Below are 16,273 nucleotides of genomic sequence, written 5' to 3'. Positions count from 1 at the left end.
TCTTTCGCTTGACTAAAAAAATATCCTCGTAATACAATAAACAAAGCAACCTAAGAATCGGAGGAAAAAACGTTGAATAAATATGATGTACTTATCGTAGGGGCAGGACCAGCCGGTCTTTTTACAGCTATTATGTGTGCTGAAAAAAAACAGCGCATTGCCATTCTTGAAAAAAATAAATCGTGTGGGCGTAAATTATTAATGGCGGGTGCAGGGAAATGTAATATTACACAAGCGGGTGACATTCATCACTTTTTAGAGTGTTATGGACCTAATGCAAAATTTTTAAAACATGCCCTCCTTTCATTTCAAAATGAAGACTTACTAGCTTTCTTTAGAAAACGTGGCTTAGAATTTATGACAACTGAAAAGGGAAAGATTTTTCCAAAATCACAAAAATCGATGGATGTCTTACAAGTTTTATTAAAAGAATGTCACAAACGTCACATTGACATCATCACTGAAACGGCTGTACAGTCAATCGAAAAAGTAGATGATCTTTTTACTGTGAAAACCAATCAAGTGTCATATGAAGCCAAAAAAGTTGTGATTGCAACAGGAGGACTGAGTTATCCTCATACTGGGTCAACAGGAGATGGACAAGTCATAGCAAAGTCATTCGGACATAAAATTATCCCAATGAAGCCTGCTTTAACGCCCTTAAAAATTAAAAATTACGAACTTGTGGATATGTCGGGAACGTCATTTGAAGACTTATCATATACACTTTGGCGTGGCGGAAAAAAAATAGGCGCTTATCACGGGGACTTTTTATTAACACATACTGGTGTTTCAGGCCCTGGAATTATCAATCATTCACGCTATATGCAAGCTGGTGATGTTATTAAATGTAACTTCGTTGGAGCTGAGTCGATTGAAGCATTTAGAAGTCAATTAACAAAAAAATTAGCAGCGGGTGGAAAAACACTTGTCAAAACGATTGTACGTGATTTAAATCTGACGAAACGCTTTGCTGATAAGGTACTTGAACTATGTCACATCAGTGATGACTTAAAGTGTGCTGAAATTAGTAAGGTGACACGCCAAAAATTATTAACGATATTAACGGAGTACGAAATGGAAGTTAAAGAGCTTGGAGGCTATCATGTGGCCATGGTCACGACAGGCGGTGTTTCGATTAAAGAAATTAAATCCAAAACGATGGAGTCTAAAAAAGTTGAGAATCTATACTTTGTGGGAGAAGTATTAGACATTGATGGCGATACAGGTGGATATAATATCCAAGCAGCGTTTTCAATGGGATACATTGCGTCTTTAGCAATTAATGCTTAAAACTTACAATAGTCGAAGTTTGTATTTTCTTGACATCACATAATCAGACCGATATACTAGTGAGTGTTGATTTTTACCTTTTTCGAAGGGAGAGTTTAGAAATGAATCAAAGACTATCAATTAAAACGGTCGTTGCGATTGGGATTGGAGCTGCCATTTTTGTCGTTTTATCGCGTTTTGCCTCATTACCAACCGGAATTCCAAATACAAACTTTGAAACAGCTTATGCTGTCTTAGCTTTAATTGCATTATTATATGGTCCAATGGCTGGGTTAGCAACAGGGCTTATTGGTCACTTTTTAAAAGATATTTTAATTTGGGGAAGTCCATGGTTTAGTTGGATTATTGCCTCAGGAATGATTGGACTTGTGATTGGATTACTAGCCAAACGAATTGACATGGAAGATGGTATCTTTGGCAAACGAGAAATCATTATCTTTAACCTAGCTCAAATCGCGGCAAATATCGTCGGATGGTTTATTGTAGCACCGATGCTTGACGTATTGATTTATGCTGAACCGTCAGATAAAGTTTATCTTCAAGGAGCGGTTGCGGGATCGTTTAACATGATTACGATTGGAATTTTAGGTTCTTTATTAGTTGGGGCTTATGCAAAAACACGTACCCCAAAGGGAAGTTTAAAACCTGAATATTAATCCTTAGTTAAAAAGCATCTGAAGAAGCGTTATCAGATGCTTTTTTTACATAAAAAACATTGTCGAAGTTTGTCTGTTTTATAAAATTTGTGTTATAATATTGAAGTTAAATAAAAATCGAGATTAGGTGAATTAAAAAGAATGATAACAAATTTGTTAGATTGATTTTAATTCATCTAATTTTTTGTCGCGTGAAAAGAAAGGATGATGAGAATGCGAAAACCGATGATTGAATTTGAAAATTTTAGTTTTCAATATCGTGTGCAGTCAAGTCCAACCCTTAAAAATATAAATTTGTGTATTTATGAAGGTGAAAAGGTTTTAATCGTTGGGCCTTCTGGTTCTGGGAAAAGTACGTTAGCTCATTGTATTAATGGATTAGTGCCTAATATTTATAAAGGTCAGTTAAGTGGAAATCTTAAAATTAAAGGTGAAAATGCTCTAAAGCATAATCTGTTTAAACGATCTAATTATGTAGGGACAGTTCTTCAAAATCCCGATGACCAATTTATTGGCTTAACGGTAGGAGAGGATATTGCGTTTAAACTTGAAAATTTAGAAGTGCCACAAGCTGAAATGAAGTCAATTGTGAATGAAGTCTCTACACTTGTTGATATCAAGACGCATTTAAAATCTGCTCCACACGAATTATCAGGCGGACAAAAGCAACGTGTTACGCTTGCCGGTGTTATGGTGGATGATATTGATATTTTATTATTTGATGAACCATTAGCCAATTTAGACCCAGCAGCTGGAGAGCAGACAATGTCATTAATTGATGAAATTTCAAGAAAAACGCATAAAACGATTGTGATTATTGAGCATCGTTTAGAAGACGTTTTACAGGCATGCATTGATCGAATTATTGTAATGAATGAAGGTTGTATTATTGCTGATATGACACCAAATGAGTTATTAGCCTCAAATCTTTTATCTCAAATTGGAATTCGCGAACCTTTATATGTGACAGCGTTAAAATACGCAAATTGCGAGATTTTAGCGAGTATGAATCCACAATCTTTAAATCAAATGGATTTATCAAGATGTCAAGAGGCACTTCATCGTTGGTATGATCAGACGGAAATTCAAAAAGAACGAAATCAGGAAGACATTTTGCTTGAGTTTAAGAAAGTTTGTTTTGGTTATCAATCTGATAGCTTAACCTTAAAGGATGTCTCATTCCAAATTCGTAAAGGTGAAATGTTGAGTTTAGTTGGAAAAAATGGCGCAGGAAAATCAACAATTTCAAAGTTGATTAGTGGATTTTATCAACCGATTTCAGGAACGATTTTATTGAATGGCGAAGATATGGGAACTCAAACGATTAAGGAACGAGCAGATAAGATAGGGCTTGTGATGCAAAATCCGAATCAGATGATTTCAAAGACAAAAATTTTTGATGAAGTGGCTCTTGGACTTCGTGTTCGTGGGATATCAGAAACAGAAGTTCAGGAACGTGTGATTGAAACATTAAAAATCTGTGGTCTTTATCCATATCGTAATTGGCCGATTTCAGCTTTAAGCTTTGGTCAGAAAAAACGTGTAAGTATTGCAGCTATTTTGGTTTTAAATCCAGAACTTTTAATTTTAGATGAGCCAACTGCCGGACAAGATTTACGTCATTACACCGAAATTATGGAGTTTTTAGTCGAACTTAATCAACGTGGCATTACCATTTTAATGATTACACATGACATGCATTTAATGCTTGAATACACAACTCGTGCTATTGTGATTACAAATGGGGAAGTGTTAGCTGATACGTCAACGTGGCATGTTTTAACTGACGATCAACTGATTGAAGCCTCTCATTTAAAGAAAACATCACTTTATCAACTGGCCATGCAGACAGGACTTCCGAGTGCGGTGGACTTTATTCGAAAATTTATTTTTGCAGATAAGGCGGTGAGAACTTAATGAATACTAAAATGCTTGCTTATATTGATGTGGATTCACCCATACACCGTTTAACAGGGAGTACGAAGCTAATTTGCTTTTTACTTTGGTCTATCACGGCGATGTTAAGTTATGATACGCGTGTTCTTGGGATGATGTTTATCATCAGTTTAATTTTATTTAAGCTATCAAAAGTTGAATTTAAACAAGTGGCGCTCGTCTTTTATTTTATTTTAATTTTCTTAGTTATCAATAATATAGCGGTCTTTATTTTTTCCCCAGTTGAAGGCGTTCATATTTACGGAACACAGCATGATTTGTTTAAATTATTTGGACCGTATGTCTTAACGCAGGAACAATTATTTTATCAATTTAATATGACCTTGAAGTACTTAACGATTATTCCCCTTGGTTTAGTCTTCTTATCAGCAACTGATCCAAGTGAATTTGCAGCGTCACTATCCAAAATTGGAATTAGTTATCGACTGGCTTATTCTGTTGCGATTGCTATGCGTTATATTCCAGATATTCAACGTGATTTTGTTGAGATTTCTCAAGCTCAGCAAGCGCGTGGAATTGATATGTCTAGCAAGGCAACATTATGGGTTCGTCTTAAAAATACGTCTGCCATTTTAATGCCTCTTATTTTGACTAGTTTAGATCGTATTGAAACAATCAGCTATGCGATGGAATTAAGGGCATTCGGTAAACATAAAAAACGCACCTTTTATTCTGAACGTCCGTTTTTAAAGCGAGATACTTATACACTTGTAGGATTTAGCGTTTTAATGGCCATTTTTTTAGTTATTACCTTTTCTAATGGAACGCGCTTTTATAATCCTTTTATTTAAATAAAAAATCGTCATGATTTGTTTCATGACGATTTTTTTGTTTTAATGCGATTATTTTAAAAAATTCTTATCTTATAAAAGAAGGGGGGATAGGGTGGAATTTTGACTAGAACGGTGAAGGGATATGAAGAGATGGTAAACTCAAAAAATGAAGCCGATATTAGAAGTAGAACGAGTTAAAAGTGTGCTACCTGATTTAATTCTCTAAACGTTTGAACAGGTAGCAGTTAGCTTACTTCATTTAGAAAAAACATTCATGAAAGCAATTAAAATATTGATTGAAAAGATCAATTAAGTGAGGCGTTGATTGTGTTCAAAATTTATACTATCTAGTTCATAATGATTTTTTGAACCAGATGACATACATGCTTTTCTCAAGCCGCCTATAAAGTAAAAAAACATTGTTTATGCACAGATTAAGATTTGATTATTCTTAAATAAGAAAAAAAAGTCTATTAGATAGGGATTACCTATTAAAAATTTGAGTCGACATTAAGGAAAAGGAGCCTCTTAAAGGCGGCTCCTTTTCTACTTTAGTTCAATGTAATAGATTTTTAGGTAGAATACCTGTTTTTTTCCAAGCATAATAGACACTTAGTTGATAGACTTGAGGTTCTTTAATTTTTTCTAAGAAGGTTGCTGCTTCTTCATCAGCGGTAAAAATCGCTTTGATAGCAGGGCATATTTTTAATGCTTGATCGTATCGGTAAGTATTTTCACAAGGTGTAGCGGGTCCTGTATGCCATCTGATTAATAAAATTTCCTCAAGTGTTAGACGAATATATTGCTGCGCAATAATGACGCTTTTTTCTCCATGACCGAGAGGAAAATCATCGATGCAGTCATAGGTGAAGTAGCATTCTTTTTCATTTTTTTGATTGTATCGAAGTTTTAAAACGGGTTTGAAAATATTCACTTTACATAAATCATGTAAATAGCCTGCTAAGTAGATACTTTCAAGTGTTAATCCTAGATGGAATCGTTTGTTTTTTTCGATTAGTAATTCAACAACGTTATGACTATGGATGGCTAATCCATATGGATAATTACAATGCCCCCTTACACTAGCAGGTGCAAGGAAGTAATCACTTTTATTTAGAAATTTTATTAGGTCTTCCATTCCTTCCCGCTCAATGGAGTTAAGTCGGCCTAAGATTACTTGCTTTACACTCATTATTATGTCTCTCCTACATTTATAAACGTTTTCTTTACTATATCTTATATGAGTAGTGAAAGTATCGGAATTTTTGTCGAAAGAAATGAGTTTTTTTGACTAAATGTAAAGAAGTTATGTAAAATGATGTTCTAAATAGTTGACAACATTCGACAATCAAAGTAAACTTAAAAAGTCTATAAATTTTTAGGCTAAACTATCAACAATGAAGCTATATGTAGGTTTGTAGGAGGTTGAGAAAATGAATAAGTTGAAAGATAAGGGAAATCCGTGGGCGTTATTACCGCTAGGATTATTTTTAGTATTGTTTGTGGGAAGTGGAGTTATCACAGGTGATTTTTACTATATGCCGGTGTTAGTTGCGTTTATGTTAGCAGCTGCTTGTGCCTTTTTATTTAATCGTACAGCAACCTTTAACGAGAAAATCGCCGTTTTTTGTAAGGGAGCAGGTCATGAAAATATTATCATGATGATTGTTATTTTTTTATTAGCTGGAGCTTTTTCAGGTGTTGCAAAATCTATTGGTGCCGTGGACGCAACCGTAAATATGAGTTTATCTGTGTTACCCCCTAATTTAGTCGTTGCAGGATTGTTTATTATTGCAAGTTTTATTTCTATTTCAATGGGAACATCGGTTGGAACGATTACGGCTTTAACACCAATTGGATTAGGGATTGCTAATGCCACAGGAATTCCTGTGGCTCTTGTTGTTGGAGCGGTTGTAGGGGGAGGAATGTTCGGTGATAATTTATCGATGATTTCTGATACAACGATTGCTGCTGTTAGAACTCAAGGTTGTGAATTAAAGGATAAGTTTAAAGTAAACTTCTTTATCGTCTTACCAGCTGCGATTATTTCTTTGATATTATTAGTCGTGACGACAATGTCATTTGATCAAACGACCACAAGTGTTGGAAGTTTTGAATGGATTAAAGTTTTACCGTACTTGTATATTTTAGTAGGAGCATTAGTCGGAATTAATGTATTTACCTTATTAAGTAGTGGTGTTTTAGTAGCGGGAATTATTGGATTGTTCACTCATGCTGCGACGTTCCCTGATTTAATTCAATCTGCGTCTTCAGGAATGGCTGGAATGCAAGAATTAGCTATCATTTGTTTAATTGTAGGGGGAACACTAGAGTTAATTAAGTTTAATGGTGGGATTCAATTTTTATTACATCTTTTAACTTCTCGAATTAAATCTAAAAAAGGTGCTGAATTTGCTATTGCAGGATTAGTTAGTTTAGTTGATATTTGTACAGCTAACAATACGATTGCCATTGTGGTATCTGGTCCTCTAGCAAAAAATATTGCTGATGAATATGAGATTGATCCTAAGCGTTCGGCTAGTTTATTAGATATTTTCTCATCATGTTGGCAAGGTTTAATTCCATACGGAGCTCAACTTTTAGGAGCAGCTGGTTTAGCAGCTATTTCTCCATTTGAAATTATCCCATATGTTCATTATCCAATGTTAATGGGACTTTTCGGATTATTAGCCATTATGTTTGGTTTTCCGAAAATAAATAAAAAATAATCAAAAAAGCACCGCATGAAGCGGTGCTTTTTTGATAAGTAGAAAAATAGGATAGGGGATAAAAACTTGGGGAGAGTTTATCCGTTTTTAGAGTGGTGTATTTTCTAACCATGCTATTATCTCATATTATTTGAAGGATAGCAACTATTTTTAGAACAAATGTTCGAATAATGTTATAAGGACAGTTTAAAAAAGATTTGATATAATAAAAAAATAAGTTTATAAATAGAGGTGTCATCATGAAAAAAACGATTGGAATGTTTGCGCATGTGGATAGTGGTAAAACAACATTAGCAGAGCAACTTCTTTATTTAACGAATTCCATTAGGCAATGTGGACGTGTCGATCATCAAAGCTCTTTTTTAGATCATCACGATATTGAAAAAAAACGTGGGATTACAGTATTTGCAGAACAAGCAACTTTTTCTTATAATGGTCATGACTATTATTTAATTGATACACCTGGGCACATTGATTTTTCAACGGAGATGGAACGCTCTATTCAGATTATGGACTATGCGATATTAGTTATCAGTGCAGTCGAGGGGATTCAGGGCCATACGGAAACGATTTGGAATTTATTAGAGAGGTATCAGATTCCGATTTTTATTTTTATTAATAAAATAGATCGTGAAGGCACCGATCTTTCAACTCTCTTAAACGAAATAGAGCAGAAATTTAAAGTCGATTCCATTTTTATTGAAGCGAGTGAACAAATTAAAGAGTTATCATTAGAAATAATTGAAACAGTTGCTCAAACAGATGAGTCTTTAATGTCAGAATATTTTGAAGGAAATCTTGAACGTGATTATTGGATTAAAGCTCTTAAAGTTAAAATAAAGCAAAAAAAGATGATCCCCGTTATGGCGGGTTCTGCTTTAAAGAATATCGGAATTGCTGATTTTTTATGGGTGCTAGATGAATTAACTGAAACAAACTACTCCATACAGGATTCTTTTTCAGGACGTGTGTATAAAATTCGATATGATGAAAAAGGGGAAAGAGTCACTTTTCTTAAATTATTATCGGGTTCGTTATCCGTTAAAGATACGTTTATTCACCAAAAGACGCAATGTCAGGAAAAGATTAATCAGATTCGAGTCTATCAAGGAAGTAAATATGAAAGTGTCTCTTATGTCGAGGCAGGACAATTAGTTGGTGTGACGGGATTATGTGATTTTAGAATTTTTGATGGGATAGGTGACTTAGTTGAAAGACACTCTTGTGAATTATTGCCTGCCTTAAGTGTGACGGTTCTTTATGATTCATCTATCAATCCCCTTGAGATGTTATCTTATTTTAGGCGATTAGAGGATGAGGATCCTTCGCTAGGTGTTGTTTGGAATGAAGAGACCAAACAAATTCAGATTCAAATTATGGGCATCATTCAATTAGATGTTTTGAAGAATCTGATGAAAGAGAGATATCACAAGGATATTTCATTTGGACCGTGTGAGGTGATTTATCTTGAAACGATTGCTGATTCAGTGATTGGGAGAGGACATTATGAACCATTAAAGCATTATGCAGAAGTTCATCTTTTAATTGAGGCCGCAGACCGAGGGTGTGGAGTCCAGTTTCAATCGAATTGTCATATAGAACAGTTACCAATCAATTATCAAAATCTCATCAAACAGCAAGTATTAGAAAGAAAAATTGTAGGGATTTTAACAGGGTCTCGAGTCACGGATATTAAAGTAACGTTATTAACGGGAGCAGCTCATCCTAAGCATACGAGTGGAGGAGATTTTTATGAGGCAACATCTCGTGCGATTCGTCAAGGTTTAGAAAAAGCAAACTCAATAATTTTAGAACCGTATTACGATTTTAAAATAGAAGTTGATCTATCGTTAATGGGAAAAGTTATCACGGATATTCAAAAATCTGCTGGGACATTTGAATCGCCAGTCACTAGAAATGATCAATGTATTATTAAAGGGAGAGTTCCTGTTGCAACATTTATGGATTATCCCATTGAATTTTTATCTTATACAAAAGGATTAGGGAAAATTTCATTGCGTGTTAGGGGATATGATGTGTGTCATAACCAAGCAAGTATCATTGAATTGCAACAATATAATAAAGAGGAGGATCGCTCAAATCCTTCTGCCTCTATTTTTTGTTCAAAAGGAAGCGGGTTTATTGTTCCTTGGGATTTAGCGGATGATTATATGCATTGTGATTAACAGATGGTAAAGAGTTACCATCTTTTTTTATTAAATTAATCAGGTAAAAAAGTTGAAGTTCAAAGTAAAAAACGACAAAATCGACAAAAACCAACAATCCTAGTTGTTTTGGTTCTGAGCATATGTCTTTTGGGAAAAAATTCAAAAAATCACAAAGATTTTAAACAAATTCACAAATTATTTGGTGGAATTATCTTGTGACATTGGAAAAAGTATGATAATTTTGAGTTAAGCGTTTCCAACCGAATGAAGTTCGCATATACGAACGAGAAAAAGAGGGGCAATCTGGTGAACCAACCGGGGGGATTCACTAAATCAAAAACAGCTATTAAGTTGTAAAAAAATCTAGGGAGGGTTTTTAAGTGAAAAAAATATGGTCTTTAGCAACTGTTTTTGCTTGTGCTGCAACATTAGTGGCTTGTTCAGGGAACGAAGCAAAAGATAACGGTTCAACAACAACACCAGAATCATCAACAACACAAGAGGGGACAACAACTGAATCAAATGATCCAGTATCATTCCGTTTCTCTTGGTGGGGAGGAGATTCACGTCATGCGGCGACATTAGAGGTGATTGAATTGTACATGGAGGAAAATCCACACGTTACAATCATACCTGAATATGCGGCTTGGTCTGGATTTCAAGATAAATTTACAACGCAATATGCAGGGGGAACAAATGCAGATTTAATGCAAGTAAACTACAACTGGTTATGGATTTACTCACCAGATGGTGATGGGTTCTACGATTTAAATACGTTATCTAATTTAGAATTAGGAAACTATAATTCATCTTTATTAGATGCAATGACAATTGAAAATAAACTTCAAGCTATTCCAACAAGTATTACCGCTCGTGTACCATTCTTAAATACAACGCTTTACTCAAATGCTGGAGTCGACATTCCAACAACTTGGGACGAATTAATGGATGCTGGTAAAGCAATTCAATCATCATTAGGAGATAACTACTACGCACTAAGTAAATTAGGAAAAGCAGGAATGATGTATTTAGTCTTCAGTTACTTAGAGCAAGAAACAGGGAAAACATTCTTTGATACTGATGGAAACATTCAATACTCAGTTGAAGAATTAACAGCTGGATATCAATTATTAGCAGACATGGTTGAAAATCATGTAATGCCTGCTGGAAATGTTGATTCAAATGAATTAGATGAGAAAAATCCAAAATGGATCACTGGAGAATACGGTGGAATTAATGAGTGGGATTCAAGTGCCGCTAAATACATTGATACGTTAGAAGAAGGTCAAGTAGTAGAACCGTTCGCTCAATTCACAATGGATGGAGCAAAATTAACTGGTAATATTCAAAAACCTTCAATGGGATTTGCAATTAGTAAAAATGCTCAAAATCCTGAAGAAGTTGCAAAATTCTTAAACTGGATGTTAACAGATGAAAAAGCAGTTGAAATCATGGGAACTCAACGTGGAATTCCTGCTAACCAAGCTGGATATGATATTTTAGTTGATAAAGGATTATTAACTGGTGTAACGGTAGAGGCTTACAATATGCACTCAAATATTGAATCAACAATCATGCATCCATTCTTTGAATACACAGATGTAAAAGATTTATATGAAGGTGCAGGAGAGGCTGTCGTGTTTGGAACAATGACACCACAAGAAGCGGCTGAAAAAGTTATTAAAGAAATGCCAAGAATTATGGATGAAGCAATGGGGCGATAAAAGGTGGAAAATGTAAAAAAGGTTGCGAATAGCACAATCAAAAATGAGGCGAAAGTAAAAAAGAAATTTAAGTTTAATAGTTCTTATTTATATGTATTACCGTGGGTAATTGGATTCTTAGTTTTTAAATTAAATCCATTCATCGATGCATTAGTTTTGAGTTTACAACAAAACAACTTGATTCGTGCACCAAAATTTATTGGATTTGAAAACTATCGTTACTTATTAATGGAAGATGAATTGTTCAAAACATCATTAATGGTTACCTTCAAATATGTCTTCTTAACGGTACCGTTAGTACTTGTGTTTGCATTATTTATTGCATACATCTTAAACTTTAAAATTAAAGGGGTTAACTTCTTCCGTACCGCTTATTATATTCCATCGATTCTTGGGGGAAGTGTTGCCGTTTCAATCGTTTGGAAATTTATTTTTGGTAATGATGGAGTTATCAATGCTTGTTTAAATTTAGTGGGGTTAGAATCAGTGATGTGGTTAACAGATACACGTTATGCGATTATTGTTTTAAGTTTATTAAAAGCATGGCAGTTTGGATCAGTTATGTTAATCTTCTTATCAGCACTTCAAAATGTTCCACAATCTTTATATGAAGCAGCTTCAATTGATGGAGCAGGAAAATGGCGTTCATTCTTTGCGATTACCGTTCCATCCATTACACCAGTTATTTTATTTAACGCGGTTCAATTATTAGTTAAGTCTTTCCAAGAGTTCAACTCAGCTTACTTAATTTCTGATGGAGGTCCATTAAACTCAACTTACTTATTAAACCTTTTCATTTACCGAAATGCGTTTAGTAGTTTTAAAATGGGATATGCCTCTGCCGCATCTTGGGTAATGTTCATTATCATTATGGCATTAACAGCGGTAGTATTCAGAAGCTCAAATTATTGGGTACATTATAACGATTAAGGAGATGAGTATGGTGAAAGGTCTTTCAAAACAAAAAATCAATGCAACAGTACGTTTCATGGTCCTCGCAATCGTTGGATTCTTCATGATGTACCCTTTGCTTTGGCTTGTAGGAGCAATCTTTAAAACAAACACAGAAATCTTTACGTCAGCAGCATTCTGGCCAAAAGATATTCAAAATGGTTGGGAATCAATCGTAAATGGATGGAAAACAAATACACCATTTAACTTAGGATATTATTTCATGAACTCAATGAAATATTTAATTCCAAGAACAATTTTCACAGTTGTTTCAAGCATTTTAACGGCTTATGTTTTAACACGCCGTAGCTTTAAATTTAAAAAGTTTGTATTTGTGATGGTAATTGGGACTTTATTAATGCCAGATGTTATTTTCCGTATTCCTCTATACTTATTCTGGCGTGATCTTAATTTATTAGATACACATATTCCTTTATGGTTAGATAGTGCATTTGCAACTAACTCATTCTTTGTTTTCATGTTAATTCAATTTATGCGTACCATTCCTAAAGAGTTAGATGAAGCAGCTAAAATGGATGGATGTAACTCATTCCAAACATTAGTTCACATCTTAATTCCAGTGATGAAACCAACAATTGTTACGGTAGCATTATTAACATTTATGTGGGGAATGAATGATTTCCAAGGACCGTTAATTTATATTTCAAGTATTGACAAGTATCCATTATCAATTGCGATGCGTTTAGCAATGGATAACACAGATTCAGCTGTTCAATATCGAAATATTTTCGCAATGTCATTAATGTCAATTATCCCTTCAATTATCTTATTCTATTGTGCACAAGGATATTTCATTGACGGTATTGCATCAACAGGTTCAAAAGAATAGTTTATTAACCATAAATAACTAATGACTTCGGTCATTAGTTATTTATCTTTTATTAGAATAAAAAGAAAAGTTTCACAAAAAAACAAACCAGGGTTATCTAAAGTTGGAGGATGTGAGGATGTTGAAGCAATTAGAAACATATTTTAAATCTTATATTAATCAGTTTAAACCATATAAGGGATTTTGGTGCTATGAAGATGGTGTCATTTTAAAGGGAGCACAAGACTTATATATCGCAACAAATGATGAGTTTTATTGGGATTATATACAAGCTTATTTAAATGAATTCGTGGATCAAGAGGGGAATTTAAAAGGGTATAATTCATCAGAATATAACATTGATCACGTAAATGCTGGAAAAGTTTTATTCTTTGCTTATGAAAAAACAAATGATGAGCGATATAAAGTAGCCATCGAACATCAAATGGATCAATTAAGAACACATCCTAGAACAAATAGTGGTAACTTCTGGCATAAAAATCGATACCCACATCAAGTATGGTTAGATGGGCTGTACATGGCATTACCGTTTTTTACCGAATATGAAACGGTATTTAATGGAAAACAACAGTATGAAGATATTTATAAACAATTCATGGAAGTGTATAAAACACACCGTAATAAAGAATGCGGATTATATTATCATGCATGGGATGAGTCGAAATCAATGTTCTGGTGTGATGAAGAAACGGGATTGTCTAAAAATTACTGGCTACGTGCAGAAGGATGGCTATTAATGGCATTAATTGATTCGATCGATAAAATGAGCGAAACAATTTTTGAATATTATAAGGGATTAATTGACATGTTTGTTGAGAGTATCGATGATATTTTACCTTATCAGGATGAAAAAACAGGATTATGGTATCAAGTGATTGATGCGATGGATCGTGAAGGAAATTATTTAGAAGTTTCAGGAACTGCAATGGTGATTTATTCAATTTTAAAAGGGGTTCGTTTGGATATTTTAGATGAATCATATAAAGAAAAGGCAATTAAATCATTAAAAGGAATTTTAGAAGTGTATGGATATGAGGACGAAGCTGGGTATCATATTGGTGGAATTTGTGAAGTAGCGGGACTTGGAAGTTTTAATGGTGTTGTACGCGATGGAAGTTTTGAGTATTACATTTCAGAAAAAGTGGTGCCGGATGAAGCAAAAGGAATTGGACCACTGATGATGGCCTATGCAGAATATTTAATGGTTGGTGGAAATGATGAACTTTAATATTGTTTTACAAACATCCTCAAGTTTAACACTAGAACTTGAAAATCAATCATGTTTTAAATCAAGTCAACCGTATACCTTAAAATTAAATGATGAAATAATTGATGAGCATTTAGTCCAAAATGTTTATTCTATTTATCGGTTACAACCAAGTACTGCGTATATGGTCACGATTATCAATGAAGAAACAGGTGAATCTCTATCAAAAGAGGTATATACAAAAAAAGAAAGTATTTGTTTAAATGTTAAGCACTTTAATGCTAAAGGTGACGGGATAACTGATGATACGTTAGCTATTCAAGCCGCAATTATGTCTTGTCCTGATGATGGGCGAGTTTTTATTCCAAAAGGGACTTATGTGACTAAAACGATTTTCTTAAAATCTAACTTAACGTTAGAATTAGAAAAAGGAGCAACCTTATTATATAGTGCCTCATTTGAAAGTGGTGCAATATTACCTGGATATACCAAAAATTCAAATCATGAAGAGTATTATTTAGGTTCATGGGAAGGGAATCCACTCGATACGTTTACAGCATTGATTCAAGGGGTTAATGTTTCAAATGTTAATTTAATTGGTGAAGGTGTATTAGATGGAAATGGATCTATTGGATGGTGGGACTTTCCAAAGGTAAGAAATGTGGCTTGGCGTCCACGTTTATTTCAAATTATTCATTCTCATCATGTCAACGTTCAAGGGATTACCTTACAAAATTCTCCCTCTTGGACTGTTCATCCCTTATTCTCGGATGATTTGAAGTTTATTGATTTAAAAATTATTAATCCCAAAGATTCACCGAATACGGATGGATTAGATCCTGAATCTTGTCATCGTGTTTTAATTCTTGGGGTTCATTTCTCAGTTGGGGATGACTGTATTGCCATCAAATCTGGAAAAATTTATTTAGGAAGTCGTTTAAAACGAGCTTCAGAATATATTACGATTCGAAATTGTAGTATGAACTTTGGTCATGGTGCAGTTGTTATTGGAAGCGAAATGGCTGGAGGTGTTAAGCATATTCTAGTGGAGCAATGTTTATTTAACGAAACAGATCGTGGGCTTCGAATTAAGACACGCCGTGGACGTGGAGAGGTTGCAATTGTTGAAGATGTCACATTCCGTCACATCGAGATGGAGAAGGTACTAACTCCATTAGTGGTAAACTGTTTCTATTTCTGTGATCCAGATGGTCATAGTGAATATGTTAAGACGAAGGAAACTTTACCGGTCGATTATCGAACACCAGATATCCGTGATTTTTGTTTTGAAGATATTAAATGTCGTCATTCAGAAATTGCAGCGGCTTATTTTTATGGCTTACCAGAGAAAGCGATTGAACGGTTAAGTTTAAAAGATTGTGTTTTCCATTTCACAACAGAGGCAGAGCCAGGAGTTCCTGCTATGATGGATGATATTCCTAATTATTGTCAAAATGGGATGGTTTTAAACAATATAATTGAAGTAAATTTAGAAAATGTAACGTTTGAAAATGTGATTGGCGATCCAATGCAAATTCAAAATGTTAAAAAGGTGGTAGTTGACGGTGTTATTAAGGAGAATTATTGCTGAAATTATTGATATTTTTGTTCTGATTGGAGGAACTGCACTCGGAATATTTCTTGCCGGACAACTCAATGGGATGTTTGAGGAGTCATTTACATTATTAACGATTAGTGAGCTGTGTATCATTGTATTAATTCCAATTGCGCTTCAATCATTATTTTGGTTAGAACGTACAACAATTGGAAAAACAATGGTCTTTTGTAAAGTCGTGACAAATGATGAATCCGATTTAAATTATTTTGCGATGTTTACACGCGAATACGTCTCAAAAGTTTTCTCTTGCTATTTAGTTTGTTTACCGATTTTTGCAAGAAAACCAGGATTGCATGAGGTGATTACAAACTCGAAAGTTGAATTAAAATTAAAAAGGGGATAAAAGGA

The 16,273-nt window shown here is 34.3% G+C and carries 13 protein-coding genes; 12 read left to right on the top strand and 1 reads right to left on the bottom strand.

What is annotated here, in order from left to right; translation table 11 throughout:
• Window positions 1-72: 72 nt before the first annotated feature.
• The 4 genes from HLK68_RS12860 (at window position 73) to HLK68_RS12845 (ending at window position 4,696) form a co-directional block, all read left to right on the top strand.
• Entirely contained in the window at window positions 73-1,293 is a 1,221-nt protein-coding gene (locus HLK68_RS12860) for a BaiN/RdsA family NAD(P)/FAD-dependent oxidoreductase (RefSeq protein WP_055166319.1), read from the top strand.
• Between the two features lie 101 nt (window positions 1,294-1,394).
• Entirely contained in the window at window positions 1,395-1,949 is a 555-nt protein-coding gene (locus HLK68_RS12855) for an ECF-type riboflavin transporter substrate-binding protein (protein WP_006784725.1), read from the top strand.
• 213 nt (window positions 1,950-2,162) lie between these two features.
• Complete coding sequence (locus HLK68_RS12850; protein WP_009606848.1) at window positions 2,163-3,866, top strand: ABC transporter ATP-binding protein; 1,704 nt, start codon at window positions 2,163-2,165, stop codon at window positions 3,864-3,866.
• Window positions 3,866-4,696 carry an energy-coupling factor transporter transmembrane component T family protein gene (locus HLK68_RS12845; protein WP_055166316.1) on the top strand — a complete coding sequence of 277 codons (831 nt, stop codon included), beginning with the start codon at window positions 3,866-3,868 and terminating at the stop codon, window positions 4,694-4,696. The genes HLK68_RS12850 and HLK68_RS12845 overlap by 1 nt, the downstream gene beginning before the upstream one ends.
• Window positions 4,697-5,234: 538 nt before the next feature.
• On the opposite strand, the gene HLK68_RS12840 is transcribed toward HLK68_RS12845, so the two are convergent.
• Entirely contained in the window at window positions 5,235-5,870 is a 636-nt protein-coding gene (locus HLK68_RS12840) for a hypothetical protein (protein WP_009607063.1), read from the bottom strand.
• Window positions 5,871-6,111: 241 nt separating this feature from the next.
• On the opposite strand from HLK68_RS12840, the gene HLK68_RS12835 reads away from it, so the two are divergent.
• The 8 genes from HLK68_RS12835 to HLK68_RS12800 all read left to right on the top strand — a co-directional run bounded on the left by HLK68_RS12835 (window position 6,112) and on the right by HLK68_RS12800 (window position 16,268).
• Window positions 6,112-7,407 carry a Na+/H+ antiporter NhaC family protein gene (locus tag HLK68_RS12835; protein WP_055166313.1) on the top strand — a complete coding sequence of 432 codons (1,296 nt, stop codon included), beginning with the start codon at window positions 6,112-6,114 and terminating at the stop codon, window positions 7,405-7,407.
• Between the two features lie 239 nt (window positions 7,408-7,646).
• Window positions 7,647-9,593 carry a GTP-binding protein gene (locus HLK68_RS12830; protein ID WP_132942713.1) on the top strand — a complete coding sequence of 649 codons (1,947 nt, stop codon included), beginning with the start codon at window positions 7,647-7,649 and terminating at the stop codon, window positions 9,591-9,593.
• 362 nt (window positions 9,594-9,955) lie between these two features.
• The gene (locus tag HLK68_RS12825) at window positions 9,956-11,299 is read left to right on the top strand and encodes an ABC transporter substrate-binding protein (protein WP_006784719.1); all 1,344 of its coding nucleotides are present in this window, start codon (window positions 9,956-9,958) and stop codon (window positions 11,297-11,299) included.
• Window positions 11,300-11,302: 3 nt separating this feature from the next.
• On the top strand, window positions 11,303-12,229 hold the full coding sequence (locus HLK68_RS12820; RefSeq protein ID WP_006784718.1) for a carbohydrate ABC transporter permease: 927 nt from the start codon (window positions 11,303-11,305) through the stop codon (window positions 12,227-12,229).
• 10 nt (window positions 12,230-12,239) lie between these two features.
• Window positions 12,240-13,100, top strand: coding sequence for a carbohydrate ABC transporter permease (locus HLK68_RS12815; protein ID WP_006784717.1), 861 nt, complete (start codon window positions 12,240-12,242; stop codon window positions 13,098-13,100).
• Window positions 13,101-13,218: 118 nt separating this feature from the next.
• Entirely contained in the window at window positions 13,219-14,328 is a 1,110-nt protein-coding gene (locus HLK68_RS12810) for a glycoside hydrolase family 88/105 protein (protein WP_055165554.1), read from the top strand.
• Window positions 14,318-15,898: a glycoside hydrolase family 28 protein gene (locus HLK68_RS12805; RefSeq protein WP_132942714.1), complete on the top strand. Its 1,581-nt coding sequence runs from the start codon at window positions 14,318-14,320 to the stop codon at window positions 15,896-15,898. The genes HLK68_RS12810 and HLK68_RS12805 overlap by 11 nt, the downstream gene beginning before the upstream one ends.
• Window positions 15,873-16,268 carry an RDD family protein gene (locus HLK68_RS12800; protein WP_006784714.1) on the top strand — a complete coding sequence of 132 codons (396 nt, stop codon included), beginning with the start codon at window positions 15,873-15,875 and terminating at the stop codon, window positions 16,266-16,268. Before HLK68_RS12805 ends, HLK68_RS12800 begins: the two co-directional genes overlap by 26 nt.
• Window positions 16,269-16,273 lie beyond the last annotated feature (5 nt).

Source organism: Turicibacter sanguinis, assembly GCF_013046825.1.
Taxonomy (GTDB): domain Bacteria; phylum Bacillota_I; class Bacilli_A; order MOL361; family Turicibacteraceae; genus Turicibacter; species Turicibacter sanguinis.
This window is presented reverse-complemented; position numbering and strand designations above follow the sequence as displayed.

Coding starts and splice junctions, on each gene's coding strand:
- HLK68_RS12855 (WP_006784725.1), top strand. CDS start 1,395: ATGAATCAAAGACTATCAATTAAAACGGTCGTTGCGATTGGGATTGGA.
- HLK68_RS12850 (WP_009606848.1), top strand. CDS start 2,163: ATGCGAAAACCGATGATTGAATTTGAAAATTTTAGTTTTCAATATCGT.
- HLK68_RS12845 (WP_055166316.1), top strand. CDS start 3,866: ATGAATACTAAAATGCTTGCTTATATTGATGTGGATTCACCCATACAC.
- HLK68_RS12840 (WP_009607063.1), bottom strand. CDS start 5,870: ATGAGTGTAAAGCAAGTAATCTTAGGCCGACTTAACTCCATTGAGCGG.
- HLK68_RS12835 (WP_055166313.1), top strand. CDS start 6,112: ATGAATAAGTTGAAAGATAAGGGAAATCCGTGGGCGTTATTACCGCTA.
- HLK68_RS12830 (WP_132942713.1), top strand. CDS start 7,647: ATGAAAAAAACGATTGGAATGTTTGCGCATGTGGATAGTGGTAAAACA.
- HLK68_RS12815 (WP_006784717.1), top strand. CDS start 12,240: ATGGTGAAAGGTCTTTCAAAACAAAAAATCAATGCAACAGTACGTTTC.
- HLK68_RS12810 (WP_055165554.1), top strand. CDS start 13,219: ATGTTGAAGCAATTAGAAACATATTTTAAATCTTATATTAATCAGTTT.
- HLK68_RS12805 (WP_132942714.1), top strand. CDS start 14,318: ATGAACTTTAATATTGTTTTACAAACATCCTCAAGTTTAACACTAGAA.